General features: G+C 51.5%; 13 protein-coding genes and 2 pseudogenes. 9 read left to right on the plus strand and 6 right to left on the minus strand.

Going from position 1 to position 16,815, the window contains the following annotated elements; genetic code table 11:
- Positions 1–121 precede the first annotated feature (121 nt).
- Together cstA and N7E69_RS15265 are read left to right on the plus strand one after the other, a co-directional pair.
- The gene (gene cstA, locus N7E69_RS15260; protein ID WP_001043108.1) at positions 122–2,227 is read left to right on the plus strand and encodes a pyruvate/proton symporter CstA; all 2,106 of its coding nucleotides are present in this window, start codon (positions 122–124) and stop codon (positions 2,225–2,227) included.
- Positions 2,228–2,290: 63 nt separating this feature from the next.
- A complete protein-coding gene (locus N7E69_RS15265; RefSeq protein WP_000460619.1) occupies positions 2,291–2,488 on the plus strand; it encodes a YbdD/YjiX family protein in 198 nt (65 codons plus the stop codon).
- Between the two features lie 35 nt (positions 2,489–2,523).
- On the opposite strand, the pseudogene N7E69_RS15270 reads toward N7E69_RS15265, so the two are convergent.
- A pseudogene (locus tag N7E69_RS15270) lies at positions 2,524–3,610 on the minus strand (oxidoreductase).
- A 126-nt stretch (positions 3,611–3,736) separates the two neighbouring features.
- Here N7E69_RS15270 and N7E69_RS15275 point away from each other — a divergent pair.
- Complete coding sequence (locus N7E69_RS15275) at positions 3,737–4,897, plus strand: pyridoxal phosphate-dependent aminotransferase (RefSeq protein WP_001245592.1); 1,161 nt, start codon at positions 3,737–3,739, stop codon at positions 4,895–4,897.
- Here the strand turns inward: N7E69_RS15275 and N7E69_RS15280 are convergent, their stop codons facing one another.
- From N7E69_RS15280 to dsbG, 4 genes are all read right to left on the minus strand, one after another.
- Complete coding sequence (locus tag N7E69_RS15280; protein WP_001164756.1) at positions 4,898–5,515, minus strand: IbrB-like domain-containing protein; 618 nt, start codon at positions 5,513–5,515, stop codon at positions 4,898–4,900. It abuts the gene before it with no gap.
- Entirely contained in the window at positions 5,488–6,723 is a 1,236-nt protein-coding gene (locus N7E69_RS15285; RefSeq protein ID WP_000118137.1) for a phosphoadenosine phosphosulfate reductase, read from the minus strand. The genes N7E69_RS15280 and N7E69_RS15285 overlap by 28 nt, the downstream gene beginning before the upstream one ends.
- A gap of 149 nt (positions 6,724–6,872) precedes the next feature.
- Positions 6,873–7,790 carry a DNA-binding transcriptional repressor CitR gene (citR, locus tag N7E69_RS15290; protein ID WP_000002498.1) on the minus strand — a complete coding sequence of 306 codons (918 nt, stop codon included), beginning with the start codon at positions 7,788–7,790 and terminating at the stop codon, positions 6,873–6,875.
- 316 nt (positions 7,791–8,106) lie between these two features.
- The gene (gene dsbG / locus N7E69_RS15295; RefSeq protein ID WP_000597119.1) at positions 8,107–8,853 is read right to left on the minus strand and encodes a thiol:disulfide interchange protein DsbG; all 747 of its coding nucleotides are present in this window, start codon (positions 8,851–8,853) and stop codon (positions 8,107–8,109) included.
- A 440-nt stretch (positions 8,854–9,293) separates the two neighbouring features.
- Here dsbG and ahpC point away from each other — a divergent pair, with 440 nt between their 5' ends.
- The 6 genes and pseudogenes from ahpC (at position 9,294) to N7E69_RS15325 (ending at position 16,151) form a co-directional block, all read left to right on the plus strand.
- On the plus strand, positions 9,294–9,857 hold the full coding sequence (gene ahpC, locus N7E69_RS15300) for an alkyl hydroperoxide reductase subunit C (RefSeq protein ID WP_000052802.1): 564 nt from the start codon (positions 9,294–9,296) through the stop codon (positions 9,855–9,857).
- Positions 9,858–10,098: 241 nt separating this feature from the next.
- Positions 10,099–11,664 carry an alkyl hydroperoxide reductase subunit F gene (ahpF, locus tag N7E69_RS15305; protein ID WP_000887644.1) on the plus strand — a complete coding sequence of 522 codons (1,566 nt, stop codon included), beginning with the start codon at positions 10,099–10,101 and terminating at the stop codon, positions 11,662–11,664.
- 332 nt (positions 11,665–11,996) lie between these two features.
- Positions 11,997–12,557, plus strand: coding sequence for a molecular chaperone (locus N7E69_RS15310; protein WP_000377433.1), 561 nt, complete (start codon positions 11,997–11,999; stop codon positions 12,555–12,557).
- Positions 12,550–14,830, plus strand: a pseudogene (locus N7E69_RS15315) (molybdopterin-dependent oxidoreductase). Before N7E69_RS15310 ends, N7E69_RS15315 begins: the two are co-directional and overlap by 8 nt.
- Complete coding sequence (locus N7E69_RS15320) at positions 14,827–15,384, plus strand: 4Fe-4S dicluster domain-containing protein (RefSeq protein WP_001250381.1); 558 nt, start codon at positions 14,827–14,829, stop codon at positions 15,382–15,384. Before N7E69_RS15315 ends, N7E69_RS15320 begins: the two are co-directional and overlap by 4 nt.
- Positions 15,384–16,151, plus strand: coding sequence for a dimethyl sulfoxide reductase anchor subunit family protein (locus N7E69_RS15325; protein WP_000417090.1), 768 nt, complete (start codon positions 15,384–15,386; stop codon positions 16,149–16,151). Before N7E69_RS15320 ends, N7E69_RS15325 begins: the two co-directional genes overlap by 1 nt.
- Positions 16,152–16,218: 67 nt before the next feature.
- Here N7E69_RS15325 and uspG read toward each other — a convergent pair whose 3' ends face one another.
- Complete coding sequence (gene uspG, locus N7E69_RS15330) at positions 16,219–16,647, minus strand: universal stress protein UspG (protein ID WP_000278499.1); 429 nt, start codon at positions 16,645–16,647, stop codon at positions 16,219–16,221.
- Positions 16,648–16,815 lie beyond the last annotated feature (168 nt).

The raw sequence follows: 16,815 nt of genomic DNA on the forward strand, positions 1-16,815 counted from the left end.
CTGTAATGTAAAAAATGGGTAACGATACGGTTTTATCATGTTGTTGTGTTATTAATTACGGTAAAGGTGTTATAGAAACAAAATGTAACATCTCTCTGGAACACCCAAACGGACAACAACTATGAATAAATCAGGGAAATACCTCGTCTGGACAGCGCTCTCAGTATTGGGTGCGTTTGCCCTGGGCTATATTGCGTTAAATCGTGGGGAACAGATCAACGCGCTATGGATCGTGGTGGCGTCGGTCTGTGTCTATCTTATTGCGTATCGTTTTTATGGGCTCTATATCGCCAAAAAAGTGCTGGCGGTTGACCCAACGCGTATGACGCCCGCGGTACGTCATAATGATGGTCTGGATTATGTCCCGACCGATAAGAAAGTGCTTTTTGGTCACCATTTTGCGGCCATTGCTGGCGCAGGTCCGCTGGTCGGGCCGGTACTGGCGGCGCAGATGGGCTATCTGCCGGGGATGATCTGGCTGCTGGCGGGCGTCGTGCTGGCGGGAGCGGTGCAGGACTTTATGGTGCTGTTCGTCTCGACCCGGCGCGATGGGCGTTCGCTTGGCGAGCTGGTTAAAGAGGAGATGGGCGCGACGGCAGGGGTGATCGCGCTGGTGGCCTGCTTTATGATCATGGTGATCATTCTGGCCGTCCTGGCGATGATCGTGGTGAAAGCGCTGACCCATAGCCCGTGGGGAACGTACACTGTCGCGTTCACTATTCCACTGGCGATTTTTATGGGCATCTACCTGCGTTATCTGCGTCCGGGGCGCATCGGCGAGGTGTCGGTCATTGGGCTGGTATTTCTTATTTTCGCTATTATTTCCGGCGGATGGGTGGCGGCAAGCCCAACCTGGGCGCCGTACTTTGATTTTACTGGCGTGCAGCTTACCTGGATGCTGGTGGGGTATGGTTTTGTCGCGGCGGTACTGCCGGTCTGGCTGCTGCTCGCGCCGCGTGATTACCTCTCTACCTTCCTGAAAATTGGTACGATTGTCGGTCTGGCGGTCGGGATTCTGATTATGCGTCCGACGCTGACTATGCCGGCGCTGACCAAATTTGTTGATGGTACCGGGCCGGTCTGGACGGGCGACCTGTTCCCGTTCCTGTTTATTACCATCGCCTGCGGCGCGGTATCCGGTTTCCATGCGCTCATCTCCTCCGGCACGACGCCGAAGATGTTGGCCAACGAAGGCCAGGCCTGCTTTATCGGCTACGGCGGGATGTTAATGGAATCTTTCGTCGCCATTATGGCGCTGGTCTCCGCCTGTATTATCGATCCGGGCGTTTACTTTGCGATGAATAGCCCGATGGCGGTACTGGCGCCAGCGGGGACAGCGGATGTCGTGGCTTCTGCCGCGCAGGTGGTCAGTAGTTGGGGTTTCGCTATCACGCCGGATACGTTACACCAGATTGCCAATGAAGTCGGCGAACAATCCATTATCTCCCGCGCAGGCGGTGCGCCAACGCTGGCGGTAGGGATGGCCTACATTTTACATGGCGCGTTGGGCGGCATGATGGATGTGGCGTTCTGGTATCACTTCGCCATTCTGTTTGAAGCGCTGTTTATTCTGACGGCGGTGGATGCGGGTACCCGTGCGGCGCGCTTTATGTTGCAGGATCTGTTGGGCGTAGTGTCGCCAGGGCTGAAACGTACCGATTCGCTGCCAGCGAACCTGCTTGCTACGGCATTGTGCGTGCTGGCGTGGGGGTATTTCCTCCATCAGGGCGTGGTCGATCCGTTGGGCGGTATTAACACCCTGTGGCCGCTGTTTGGCATCGCTAACCAGATGCTGGCGGGGATGGCGCTGATGCTTTGCGCCGTGGTACTGTTCAAAATGAAGCGTCAGCGTTATGCGTGGGTCGCGCTGGTGCCAACGGCCTGGCTGCTGATTTGTACGCTGACGGCGGGCTGGCAGAAAGCGTTTAGTCCGGATGCGAAAATCGGCTTCCTGGCCATTGCCAATAAGTTCCAGGCGATGATCGACAGCGGCAATATTCCGCCGCAGTACACCGAATCGCAGCTCGCGCAGTTGGTATTCAATAACCGTCTGGATGCCGGGCTAACCATCTTCTTTATGGTGGTGGTCGTGGTGCTGGCGGTCTTCTCTATTAAGACGGCGCTGGCCGCTCTGAAGATTGACAAACCGACGGCGAATGAAACGCCGTATGAGCCGATGCCGGAAAATGTGGATGAGATCGTGACGCAGGCGAAAGGCGCGCACTAATCTTTTTACATCAATAGCCCTCTCCAGAATAAGGAGAGGGCATTTGGATGACAGGTGACAACGATGTTCGATACGCTTTCGAAAGCCGGAAAATATCTGGGACAGGCCGCAAAAATGATGATTGGCGTGCCAGACTACGACAACTATGTTGAGCATATGCGCATAACGCATCCGGATCAGACGCCGATGACCTATGAAGAATTTTTCCGCGAGCGGCAGGATGCGCGCTATGGTGGAAAAGGCGGCGCGCGTTGCTGCTGAGGGTTGCCAGGCCTGATAAACGCAACGTCACCAGGCTATATTCTGAAAAATTCAACTTTTTCAAACGCCGCACGCAGGGTGTCTGGCGTTAACGTCACCGGTAAATAGTGGATGGATTCGACCGGGCGCAGGGTATGCGCGATTACCCTATCGATCTCGGCGGTGTTATGAATATCCACGTCCAGTTCGCTAAGCCGGGCCGGCAGATGAAATCGCCGGTACGCTGTAATCAATTGCGCCAGCACGTCATCTTGTCCCAGTAGCGCGCTTTGCACCAGAATGCCATAAGCTACTTTCGTTCCGTGCAGGAATTTTTCCGTTTGCGGCAGAACGGTCAGACCGTTGTGTACCGCATGGGCGGCGGCGACACGGGTATAGCGTTCCCCGAGGCCGCCGACCATACCGCCGCCAGCGATAATCGCATCCACCACGTCGCAAAATGCCTGGGTCAGCCGACGCTGCTGTTTATCCGCTAATGCTTGTTCGCTGCTGGTCAGCAGGAGATCGCGAATAGCGCACGCGCTGTTAATGCCCAGTCTTACGGTCAATGGCAACGTTTCAGGCTGCGGCGCAAGCACAACGGCTTCATACCATTTCGCCAGCGTATCGCCAATGCCAGCTAACAGATAGTCATCGGGCGCCTGCAGAATAATGCGCGGTTCGACCAGCACCAGAAAATTGGCATCATCAAAAATTTCGAACTGTAACGCCTGTCCCGCGTCGTTATACCAGACGGAAAGCGGTGTCCAGGCGGCGCAGGTTGCCGCGATTGTCGGGATAGCGACAAACGGCCGCCAGACGGCGGGCGAGCGCTTTGGCGGTATCGAGCAGCGCGCCGCCGCCGACGCCTATCACCACCTGACGATCGTCGTTGCAGGCGTGCGCCAGTTGGGCAACATGGCGTTCGCTACAATGGCCGGTAAACGGCAGATGCTTTGCGCCAGCACGTTCAAACGCTTCCGGCAGGTAAGGCCGGGCGGCGGCAATCGCGCGTTCGCCGTACACCCAAACGGCGTGGGAAAGCTGTTCCGGCGTGAAAAAGTCGGTCAGTCTTTCGAGGCTTCCTGCATGGGAAAAATAATTCGCCGGGCCGGTAACGACGCGGATCTCAGTGTGGTTCATGTTGTGTTGTCCTTAGGGTCTTCTCACCGTTGTTATTATATTTAGACATCTAAACGTCTTGATTGCCAAATACTAACACCCTGTGATAGTGTGTCAACAACCACATCACTGGCGGGTATGAAGATAATGAGAAATAACCCACTGATTCCAAAAAGCAAATTGCCAAATCTTGGTACCACGATTTTTACGCAAATGAGCGCGCTGGCGCAGAAACATCAGGCAATAAATTTATCGCAAGGCTTCCCTGATTTTGATGGTCCTCGTTATTTGCACGAGCGGTTGGCTTATCATGTCGCGCAGGGCGCGAATCAATATGCGCCGATGACGGGGGCGCAGGCGCTGCGGGAGGCCATTGCCGATAAAACGGCGGAAATATATGGTTATCGACCCGATGACGTCAGTGATATCACCGTCACAGCGGGCGCGACAGAAGCGCTGTATGCGGCGATTACCGCGCTGGTGCGGGCAGGGGATGAGGTTATCTGTTTCGATCCCAGTTACGACAGCTATGCCCCGGCCGTGGCGCTCTCCGGCGGAGTGTTAAAACGCATAGCGCTTACGCCGCCGCATTTTCGCGTCGACTGGCAGGCGTTTTCGGCGTTGCTTAGCGAGCGCACGCGACTGGTGATCCTCAATACGCCGCATAATCCCACCGCTACCGTCTGGCGCCAGGCGGATATCGAGGCGCTGTGGCAGGCTATCGGCGAGCGGGAAATTTATGTATTAAGCGATGAAGTGTACGAACATATTTGTTTTGCCGCCGAAGGTCATGCCAGCGTACTGGCGCACCCTCAGTTACGAGAGCGGGCGGTTGCCGTTTCATCGTTTGGTAAAACCTTTCATATGACAGGATGGAAGATTGGTTACTGCGTTGCGCCTGCGGCCATTAGCGCCGAAATACGCAAAGTTCATCAGTACCTGACGTTTTGCGTCAATACGCCGGCGCAACTGGCGCTGGCGGATATGCTGCGCGCCGCGCCGGAACACTATCGCGCGTTACCCGATTTTTACCGGAAAAAACGCGATGTGCTGGTTAACGCGCTGGCGCAAAGCCGATTAAAAGTGCTGCCCTGTGAAGGTACCTATTTTCTGTTAATCGATTACAGCGCAGTGTCGACGCTAAATGACGTTGAGTTTTGTCAGTGGCTAACCGAAGAAGTCGGTGTCGCCGCTATTCCGCTCTCTGTCTTTTGCGCCGCCCCTTTCCCGCATCAGCTTATACGTTTATGTTTCGCTAAACAGGAGTCAACGCTGCTGGCCGCCGCAGAGCGCCTGTGTAAACTGTAGTTATTTAACCGTCCACGCTCTGGAGAATCGACGGTCTGCAAAAAGCTCCTGCAGGCCGTTGATCTGTTTCAGGCGCAGGACTTCATCGGCGTCCATACCTAACTCCTGGCCGATTTTGCTCTCGTCCCAGCCTAGCAGAGAAAGTTCGCGCACGATTTCTGACATGGCGTGGATCTGGTGGCGCCCGCGCGCGCGGTTATGTCGAATGGTTGCCGCCATGCGTTCGTGACGTTCTCTGTCCAGACACGTTATCGGCAGGTAGCCTTTCAGACGCCTTTTCAGGGCCGCTTTTCCTTTGCCCAGCTCATGACGGTGAAAACCGTCTACAATCTCGTACTCCTCCGTATTGGCCTTTACCACCACGATCGGCTGAGTAAACCCATCTTGTTCAATCGATTTAAGCAGCAGTTTTTTCTCCGGCGGCGCAACGTTATTCGGGTTGTAGTCATTAGGTGAAATATGATCGTTTTTCACCCACAGGACACAATCGACAGGCTCATCGCGAAAAGGACTAACGCTATGTATCGCCATTCTAAATTCATTAATGGCGGCGATCCTCTCCTCTTCAGGCAGTTCAGAGAGAAAGTGAGTTATTTCGGTTGTGAGTCGGTGTTGCATAAGATCCCCCATTCCTGGCGTTTAGCTTTCATACGTTCGTTATAACGCTGGTAATTCTTAGGTTTTGTCGGACTGAATGACAGCGCCCGGCACCAGTAATCATTGTTCAGTAATACTTTGCAGATCCGTCGCCACGACGGAATATCGCGCGATCCGATATCGCCATGCTGCGTTTGTGGAATGGTGTGCATGCCTTTTTTCTTATACCACTGCAAATAAACGGCGATTTTATTACGGTAATGTTCGGCAGTGACTTCAGGCATACTGTGTAGCAGGAGCAGCGCGTACTCTTCCCAGTTAAGGTGATCGGGTTTTAAAATTTTCCGGTGGCCGTAAAAATGGCTGTCTTGTCCGGCGTATATTCCTCCGCTGAGTGCGCCGCTGACTCTGGCGCACATGGCCGCCCAGCGCTCAGGTTCGATAACATGATACAGCCATAACCCCTGTCGTTGTTCCGGGCCGAACGGTTCGCAAATACGCATGTAACGGGGCGGTACTCCAGCCTGATACATCAAATTATACAAAGGGTTACATGGTTTACCTGTTTTGGCGAACCAGGTCCAGATATCTGCGGTTTTCCAGTCATAGATGGGATAGATATACCAGGTGTGCCCCTTAGGGGCTAACGTGGTCCAGGGCTTATCGTCGGCAAAGCGCAGCTTATGCGAGTTAGCGATAGCGGCAAATCGGTTATAGGATTCGTCGGAACGAATACCGACCAGCATAGCGGCAGGACGTTTTTCTGAAAACCAGTCGGCAAAATCGCGAACGAACTGTTCAAAGGTCATGCCGTGTTGATAAAAGGAAAAAAAGGCCGGATCGGTAATCGCATCTTCTGGCGGTTGTCGTACCCAGTCGGTACCCGGCTGCCAACACTGCCACTCCGGCTGGTATTGTGAAAGGGAATTTTGTGTGGTTAAGGGTAATGCGACCCAATAAAAACGCTCAATAACGTCCGCGTAGTATTCACGTAACGATTCAATATAGGCGATGGTACAGGAGAATTGCGCTTCCCAGTCAATGAAGAGAACATGGATCTTTTTATTCATTTTGCGCGCCAACGTTGCCGTCAGGTGCAACATAAGTCCTGAATCTTTACCACCAGAAAATGAGACGCAGACCCGGGGTAAGGTTTCCAGGGTCCACATTATACGCTCTTGAGCCGCTTCCAGAACATTTTGCTCGAGCGGAACTTTATAAACCGACATCTCTGGATAGTCTCCGATGTGTTAACTACAGTATATTCGAAATAATTAACATAAAGGATAAGCAGATTAGATGAACTTGCAATGCTTTATTATATTTGTAAAATAAATATATTCCATAAACATATACATTAAATTTATATTAATATCCGTTATCTGACCTTCTTATTAATGTTTTTTGTGATGTGCTCAATGAGCTCAGCAAATCCGCTATTATTCAGCGAAGCCCTATTATACATAAGATAGAATTGTATGGGAGCAATGGTAAAAGGTATGGTGACTTTTTTAAGTTTGATAGAGGAAGAGTAATAGTCAAAAAATGTTTGTGGTAAAAAACCAATAAGCTCCGTGGAGCTGATAGAGTTGGCGATGGTCATCAGCGATTTGCTTCTGAAACCAATTATTCTTTCCCCCAGCACATCATCCATAAGTGAATGATATTCTTTCATACCGGTTGCCCGGGAGACGAGTTGCGTAAATGACTCTTGTAGAATTTCGTCGATAGTGGCGGTGTCGCCTAGTCGGGGATGGTTTTCACTGCAAACCAGGATGCATTCTAGCCTATTAAAGTGAGTACAAACAATAGAACGATTATTCAGTGGGGCCATTGAAACCACAATATCTGCTTTGCGGTAGGCAAGCAGATCTTCAGGCAGTTCGTCAGTGGTCAAAATGTCGTGATGTTCAATTTCAACCTGTGGATCTTTGCGGATATATTTAACTAATTTCATCACATATTGGGTGATCAACAGCTGTGGGCTGTAGATAATAAATTTTTTCTTCAGGCTGGACTGATTCATTATATTAATAGTTTGTTCCAGGCTGTTAAGATTATTTTCTAAATGATAATGTAAATTAATGCCTGTTACGGTAGGCGTAATTCCTTTGCCTGAACGAATAAATAGAGGGTCGTTGAATTGCGTGCGCAGGCGTTGCAATGACTGGCTTACGGCAGAAGGTGTAATATAGAGTGTTTCTGCTGCTTTGCTAATGCTTAAATGTTGATAGATACATTCAAATATAACCAACAGGTTAAGATCAAATTTTTTAAGGTCGTAAAGGTTAGCCATAGTATGTTCCCGGCATTATCATGGTATCTTCCATGATTATGACTTAATCTCAATAATTTACCAGAGTTATGTTTATTAAACTTAATGTAGAGTTTATTTAAACTAAAATACCACAGTTATGAATATTTTAGCAAGTAAATAATTACAGTAAAGGCGGACATAACGTACACTTTTATAACCACGCCGTTAGTCTAAAAAGGCTGTGTCGGATGACATGCTGGTCTGGCGTTGCGTTAATGCCAGTCAGAGGTTGGCCCGACAAACGTAGCGCTATCGGGCGTGGTACGGTTAAGCTCCAGCTTTGCTAATTTCTGCGTTAAGGCTGCCCCATCATGGCGTCCAGTTGCGCTTTTTCCGGTAAACCCACAACCTGTTGCAAAATCTTATCTTTATTCATGTAATAAATTGCTGGCGTCGCGTTAGCGCCAAGATCGTCCATTAACTGCTGATTCTGATTAATGACTTTCATCTGCGCCGGGGGGATGGACGCCGGAACCTCCAGCTTCATCTTTCCTGCGGAGGTTTCATAGTCATGCCAGGTTTTCGCCGGGTCTTTCGCGGCTAAAATCGCTGCGGCTGTGGCCGGGCTTTCCGGTTTAATCACGCCGACCAGTAATGTGCGTAATTGTACCTTGCCGGATTCGACCCTCGGACGAGCTTGTTGCCAAAACTGCTTACAATAGGGGCAGAAAGGGTCGGCGAAGACATACAGCACCACCGGCGCGTCTTTTTTACCGTCGAGTATCCATGACGCTTTTTCCATTTTCTGCCACATTTCACGTCCGGCCGGTGCATAGATCTCTTTTTCTATCAGGGCGTTGCTAAGATTTTCGCCTTTTTCATTATACATATAGCCGGAAATCGCGTGTTTACCGTCCGGCGTCAGGTAAATCGTGACGCCCATATCCTGATACTTTCCGAGATAGCCCTTCATGCCCCCCGGCGCCTCGAAGGATTTCAGGATTGTTATGCCCTGTTTTTCAATGGCTTTAACCGGCGCAGGAAGTTCTTCCGCGTGGGCGAGAATGGGCAGCATAGCAAGCAGCAATGTACGTTTAATCATATTTTTTCCTTTTAAGATCAAAGCGAAAAGAGTATTAATGATGATGCCTATCACAGACATAGGTAAGAGCTGGCGTGGCAGGATTGCCCTTTCTGTGCTGGGGTGATGTAATCCTTTTCGCTGTTACAGCCTTTGTTAAGGTAATGTAGAGCGCAACACTTAGCCAGCATATACGCTATGGATTTCGAGTTGCAGACAATACGTCTGTAATTTGCAAGACGAGTCGTACTGGCTCTGAAGTTACCTACGGGTAGTTCAGGTAATGGGGCCGCCTGTCAGGCGGCCTTTTTACTTTAGATGGCTGACAGGGCGCAGTGTTCACAATGTCGCCCGAATCGGGTTGTTAGTTAACGCTTATTGATTTGATAATGGAAACGCATTAGCCGAATCAGCAAAATTTCGTTAACTTACTCCTCAACGAAAACACGGAGGAAGTATAGATGTCCTTAATTAACACCAAAATCAAACCTTTCAAAAACCAGGCGTTCAAAAACGGTGAATTCATTGAAGTCACCGAGAAAGATACCGAAGGCCGCTGGAGCGTCTTCTTCTTCTACCCGGCCGATTTTACCTTTGTTTGCCCGACTGAACTGGGTGACGTTGCCGACCATTACGAAGAACTGCAGAAGCTGGGCGTAGACGTTTATTCCGTCTCAACCGATACTCACTTCACGCATAAAGCATGGCACAGCAGCTCTGAAACTATCGCAAAAATCAAATATGCGATGATCGGCGACCCGACTGGCGCCCTGACCCGTAACTTCGACAACATGCGTGAAGACGAAGGTTTGGCAGACCGTGCAACCTTTGTTGTTGACCCGCAGGGTATCATCCAGGCGATCGAAGTTACCGCTGAAGGTATCGGCCGTGACGCGTCTGACCTGCTGCGTAAAATTAAAGCAGCACAGTACGTTGCCGCTCACCCAGGCGAAGTATGCCCGGCGAAATGGAAAGAAGGTGAAGCGACTCTGGCTCCATCCTTAGACCTGGTCGGTAAAATTTAAATTTCCGTCGTCTTTCACGCCATAGCTGTGTTGGCGTCGCCTGCTCACCCCGGTCACTTACTTCAGTAAGCTCCCGGGGATTCTCAGGCTAGCCGCCTTACTCTGACGTGAAATACCTTGGAAATTGTTTCAGTCATGGGCGCACCCGCGCCCATTTCATTTCAGCACCATGACGCAAGTTGCATTAATGCAGTCCCGCGAAGTCGGCTTGCATGATGATGTTTTCAGAGAGGGAAGAAGAATGCTCGACACAAATATGAAAACCCAGCTCAGGGCTTACCTTGAGAAACTGACCAAACCTGTTGAGCTGATTGCCACGCTGGATGACAGCGCTAAATCGGCGGAAATCAAGGAACTGCTGGCTGAAATCGCCGAGCTGTCCGACAAAGTCACGTTTAAAGAAGACAATACTCTGCCGGTGCGCAAGCCGTCTTTCCTGATTACGAATCCAGGTTCTCAGCAAGGGCCGCGCTTTGCCGGTTCTCCGCTGGGCCACGAATTTACCTCGCTGGTTTTGGCGCTGCTGTGGACCGGCGGTCATCCGTCAAAAGAAGCGCAGTCGCTGCTGGAGCAGATTCGCGATATTGACGGCGATTTTGAATTCGAAACTTATTATTCACTCTCCTGCCATAACTGCCCGGACGTAGTGCAGGCGCTGAACCTGATGGCGGTGCTGAACCCGCGTATTAAACATACGGCAATTGATGGCGGCACCTTCCAGAACGAAATCACCGAACGTAACGTGATGGGTGTTCCGGCGGTATTTGTTAACGGTAAAGAGTTCGGCCAGGGACGTATGACTCTGACCGAGATTGTCGCCAAAGTGGATACTGGCGCAGAAAAACGCGCGGCGGAAGCGCTGAACAAACGCGATGCGTATGACGTGCTGATTGTCGGCTCCGGCCCGGCGGGCGCGGCGGCGGCGGTCTACTCGGCGCGCAAAGGCATCCGTACCGGTCTGATGGGCGAGCGCTTCGGCGGTCAGGTGCTGGATACCGTGGATATCGAAAACTATATCTCGGTGCCGAAAACCGAAGGCCAGAAACTGGCGGGCGCGCTGAAAGCGCATGTCAGCGATTACGACGTTGACGTTATCGACAGCCAGAGCGCAAGTAAACTGGTTCCGGCCGCGACAGAAGGTGGCCTGCATCAGATTGAAACGGCGTCCGGCGCAGTATTGAAAGCGCGCAGTATCATCATCGCCACCGGCGCGAAATGGCGCAATATGAATGTGCCGGGCGAGGATCAGTATCGCACCAAAGGCGTCACCTATTGCCCGCACTGCGACGGTCCGTTATTTAAAGGGAAGCGTGTGGCGGTCATCGGCGGCGGCAACTCCGGCGTTGAAGCGGCTATCGATCTGGCAGGTATTGTAGAACATGTTACGTTGCTGGAGTTCGCGCCGGAGATGAAGGCGGATCAGGTGCTACAGGACAAAGTGCGTAGCCTGAAAAATGTCGATATCATTTTGAATGCGCAAACGACAGAAGTGAAGGGCGACGGTTCGAAAGTGGTGGGGCTGGAGTATCGTGACCGTGTCAGCGGCGATATTCATAGCGTCGCGCTGGCAGGGATTTTTGTGCAGATTGGTCTGTTGCCGAATACCCACTGGCTGGAAGGCGCGCTTGAGCGTAACCGCATGGGCGAGATCATTATTGACGCCAAATGTGAAACCAGCGTTAAGGGCGTCTTCGCTGCAGGCGATTGCACCACCGTTCCTTACAAACAGATTATCATCGCCACAGGCGAAGGGGCGAAAGCCTCGTTGAGCGCCTTTGATTATCTGATTCGTACCAAAATCGCATAAAAAGAAGTAAGCACACCTGCAAGGTCAGTTAACTGGCCATCGTAAACGGCCCGATAGTGTAAGCTATTCGGGCCTGCGGTGTTTATGCCCGGGGAACGCCGCCGGGTAAAACACGTTCTTCATTATCAATACTCTGAAACCGTCTGTTAATAACAGACGGTTTTTTATTTCAACGGTCTTCTGTTTTTAAACTTTGAAACAATAAAAAAGCCTTCTACGGATTTAACTGGAATTTTTCTGTTTTTTTATCAAAGAAAGATTAAGCGCTTCCGCTAACATGCCCATTCTTTTTTCTTGATTTATATTGCATTTGTATGTGAGGTTATTTATTCATGGATTCAATCTATGAATCACTGACGGAATTAGAAAAAACAGGGCTTACATTGCGTGATTTTTTTAATTCTCATGATAGTCATTCACTGAAATCTGCCTACGTGAGATTAAATCCCTCTGCTGCGGTAAACCTTACCGACCGGGCGTGGCTGGAAGCGGAGTATGACTTTAATGCGCTATTCGTCGGTCCTGGCAAGCTGCTGGCTGCGCCTTTCGCTTCAGTGTATCTGGAAGAGGATGCGCTGGTGATGGGAAAGGCGACGCTGGAGATACGGGAGTTTATGGCAGCGTTGGGATTATCGGTTAATCAGGAGAGCAATATCCCTGACGATCATATTTCCTGCGTGCTGGAATTGACCACACTATTACTGGCTAATACCCGGCAAACGTCACCATACCGCTCTACTCTCACTCAATATATCAATAACTATTTAACAAAGTGGGTGCCATTATATATCGAAAAAATAAAAACTCATGCACAAACGACCACGTTATATACGGTGGCGGACATCTTATTTTATTGGCTTGATGAATTAAAACGAGAGTATCAATATGAGTAATGAGACGGGACATCTGAACAGACGTTCTTTTTTAAAGGGGATAGTGGCACTGGGCGCCGTTGCGACTTTACCCGGAGGATTACTGACCTCCCGATGCGCGCTTGCGCAGCCGCCTGTTCCCTTTAACCCTAAAACGTACAAAATTTATCGTAACGCGTGTCCGCGTAACTGCTATGACACCTGTAGCCTCAAGACGTGGGTAAAGGACGGGGTCATTACTTTCGTGGAAGGCGCGCCGGAATCAACATTTACTCACGGTACCCCTTGCGTCAAAGGGTTAAGCTATCCGCGCCGGGTTTATAGCCCCGATCGTATTAAATATCCCAATGGCGCAGGACGTTCGCGGTAGCGGCAACTGGCGTCGCATCTCATGGGAAGAGGCGATGCAGCGCATTGCCGCCAAAATGCTGGAGATTAAGAAAAAAGACGGTTCTATGCTCGGTCTGGCGCTGACCAAATATTCCGGTAAGTTTGGCGTGCTGAACTATGCCGTTGAAGGGATGATGTCCTCGCTTGGCTACACCACCCGTTTTGCCGGTACGCCGTGCTGGCCTGCCGGTATCGACGCGCAAAACTACGACATGGGCGACATGTGGTGTAACGACCCGGAAGATATGGTGAAAGCGAAATACATCATTATCTGGGGCGCCAACCCGGCCTGGTGCTCAATGCACAGCATGAAGTACATCTATCAGGCGCGCGAGAAAGGGGCGAAGGTCGTGGTTATCGACCCGCTGCTGTCGCAGACTGCTGCCAAAGCCGATCTCTACCTGCGCGTACGGCCTGGCTCAGACGGCGCGCTGGCGCTGGGAATGGCGCGTCATCTGGTGGATAAAGGCCTGGTGGATCAGGATTTTGTTAACAACGATGCTCACGGCTATCCGGAATTTGAAGCCTATCTGCGTAACCATGTAACCGTGGAGTGGGCGGCAGAAATCTGCGGCCTGTCTGCGGATGTCATTCGCCAGCTAGCGGAAGAGTTTACGGCGGTTAAGCCGGCCACGGTCTGGATTGGTTACGGGATGCAGCGTCATGTCAACGGCGGCGCCAACGTTCGCGCTATCGATGCCTTTGTCGCTATGTCCGGCAACATCGGTGTCGAAGGCGGCGGCGCGCGTTATGGCCATCTGCATACCTGGGGCTTTAACTATAACGCCATGCTGCAGAAGCCGCCGGTGGGCGCTATTGGCATACCGGGAGCGGCGGGCACCACCAGTGAATTCGGGGCTGCCGCTGGCAGCGACGCCGTGCAGTACTCCGATCGCTCTCTGAATATCAACCAGACGGCGCAGGGGATTCTGGAGGCCAACGATCCGCCGGTTCGTATGCTGTGGGTCGCCTGTAAAAACCCGTTTGCCCAGGATTTCGATCGCAGCAAGATGAAAAAAGCGTTTGAAAAACTGGAAATGGTGGTCTGCGCCGATCAGTTCTTCAACGAAACGGTGCAACACGCTGATATCGTGCTGCCCGTTACCACCGCGTTTGAAGAGTGGAACGTGGATGCTTCTTACTGGCACTACTGGCTTTCCATTAATCAGCCGGCGATTAAGCCGATGTATGAAGCAAAATGCGACCTTGAAATCGCTACCATGCTGTCGCGCACCATTAATAAGATGGCGCCGGGTTCCTGTACCTTCCCGCAAGAGTTCGATCACAAGCGCTGGCTGGATCAGGAGTTCAACGACGGTATGGCGAAAATGTTTGGCATCTCTTCCTGGGACGATCTGCTGGACGGGCCGAAAAAAGCGATCCTGCCAAGTTCTGCCGCCTGGTACGATCGCAAGTTCAAAACGCCGTCAGGCAAGTATGAATTTAAATCTGAACTGGCGGAGAAAAACGGCCACACCGCGCTGCCGGAATACAAACCGGAAGCCGAGAGCAAACTGCCGTTCCATCTGTTTACGCCGCACGTGCAGTTTGGCCTGCACTCGCAGTTTATCAACCTGGACTGGATGCAGGTGTTCTACCCGGAACCGTTCGTTTATATCCATCCTTCTTCCGCGAAGAAAAAGGGCATCAGTGAGAACGATCTGGTCAAAGTTTTCAATGGCACCGGTGAAGTTGAGCTGCGGGCAAAAGTCACCACCAACGTGCCGGAAGATTTTCTGGTGATGTATGAAGCGTGGTTCCCGAAACGGCAGTACAACGTGCAAAACGTCGTGGCCGATACGCCTGCTGATATGGGGCTGATGAAAACTGGCGCGCTGGGCGCCGCTATCCACAGTCAGTTTGCTGACGTTGTATTGATCGGTAAAGGGGAATCCGTAGCATGAGACGTGCGTTTTTAGTGAATAGCGATAAGTGCATCGGCTGCCGCGGCTGTGCTATGGCGTGTAAAAGCTTTAACCAACTGGAGCCGGATCGCTTCTGGCGCTACGTTTATCCGTTGGATAAAGACATCTATCCACATGAAGAGCGGGCGTTTTACTCGCTGGCCTGTAACCACTGCGAACATCCGGCCTGCGTCGCCGCCTGTCCGGTCGAAGCCTATACCAAACGTGAAGATGGCGTGGTGGTGCATAACCCTGAGCGCTGCATCGGCTGTAAAAACTGTATTCGTAACTGTCCTTATGGCGCGCCGCGTTTTAATGAAGAGACGCGTAAAGCGGAAAAATGCAGTATGTGCTACGAGCGTCTTGATATCGGTATGAATCCGGCGTGCGTAAACGCCTGTCCGGTGGGCGCCTTGTCGATTATCGATTTGGATGCCGATCCTGTGCCCGATAATGCGGTGCAGTATCCGCCAGGGTTCCCGCATATGCCACAGCTTAATCCAGGAACGCGCTTTATTCTGGCGCGCCAGCCTAAGCAGCCGGAGGACAAGTAATGGAAAAATATGAACTGCCGCTGGTGTTTTTTACGGTATTAAGCCAGATGTCTGTCGGGATGGCTTTGGTACTGACATGGCGTACGCTGCGTGGTGAAGTGGAAGGCCAGCGTTTCTGTTGGTTGGCCACCGGGCTGGTGCTGGCACTGGCGTCTATTGCCGCGATTCTGCATCTGGCGCATCCCGATCGCGCTTATGATGCGCTGATTAACCTGCGACATGCCTGGTTAAGTCGGGAAATCCTGGGCGCCACGTTGTTTGGCGCAGTGGTCGGCGTAACGTTCCTGGCAAAGGGACATAAAGCGATGGCTCTTATCGCCTCCGTGTTCGGCGTGTTACTGGTGGCGGTGCAGGGGATGACCTACGCCGCGCCAGCGATGGTAGCTATCGCTAATGGATTTACCATGCTGTTATTTTTTATTACGGTATGGGTCATGGGTTGCGCGGTGATTCCGCTGTTAAAACTCAGGCCTGCCGTTCCTGCGTTACGCCAGGGGATTGTGGTGTGTATCGCGGTACTTATCGCGGCGCCGCTGGTGTGGTTAAGCGGGGGAACGGTCATGCAGATGACGGCGCGTTCATGGCTGGCTTCACCGTTTTATCTGGCAAGCCTGGTCTGCCTTGCGCTCGCTTTTGTCGCCAGCCGTCACGGTGATTCGCGCCCGAAACTCCTGTTCGTCTTGTTATTCGTCGGCGTATTTCTGAGTCGGCTGGTCTTTTTTGGCGACACGGTGAGTACTATTGTGAATATCGGGCATTTGTACTAACGATAATGCAGTAAAAAGCCCTGCCAGGCGTGACCTGGCAGGGCGTGTAAGTTTTTAGCCACCAGGGTTAACGCACGACCAATACTGGCAGCGTCGCATGGCGCACCACGCTTGAGGCGTTAGACCCCAACAGGTGTGTCGTGATGGACGGATTACGCGAACCGATTACCACGACATCCGCATCCAGTTCTTCGCCCATCTCATTGACGACATCGCGCACGCTACCAAAGCGAACATGCGTTTTAATTCGTGAAGGATCGATACTGAAGTGTCCCACCATCGTTTGCAGACGCGTTTCCGCCTCATGCTGTAAATGTTCTTCAAAGCGACGCACGTCGGCGGCAAAGCGGTGCAGACTCATGCTCGCGGACCCAGGCAGTACATGCAACAGATGAATGACGCCATCCTGTTGCGCCAGAAACTCAGCGTGGCGAATGGCTTTATCGCTAAGTTCCATTTCAAAAACATCAACCGGCATAATGATTGTCTTATACATACCCGTTACTCCCTGTTAATCAATACTGAATTTATTCAAGCATATAATAATGTTTCTTTCTGCTATTTGTCTGGCAATTTTAAATATTACGGCAACCTGACGTTAAAAAAGTCGTGTATTTTCCAGGAAAAATCCTAAAGCCGCCTGTTTTGCCGGCAGTCTCTCCGG

The organism is Salmonella sp. 3C, from assembly GCF_025426275.1.
Taxonomy (GTDB): Bacteria; Pseudomonadota; Gammaproteobacteria; order Enterobacterales; family Enterobacteriaceae; genus Salmonella; species Salmonella enterica.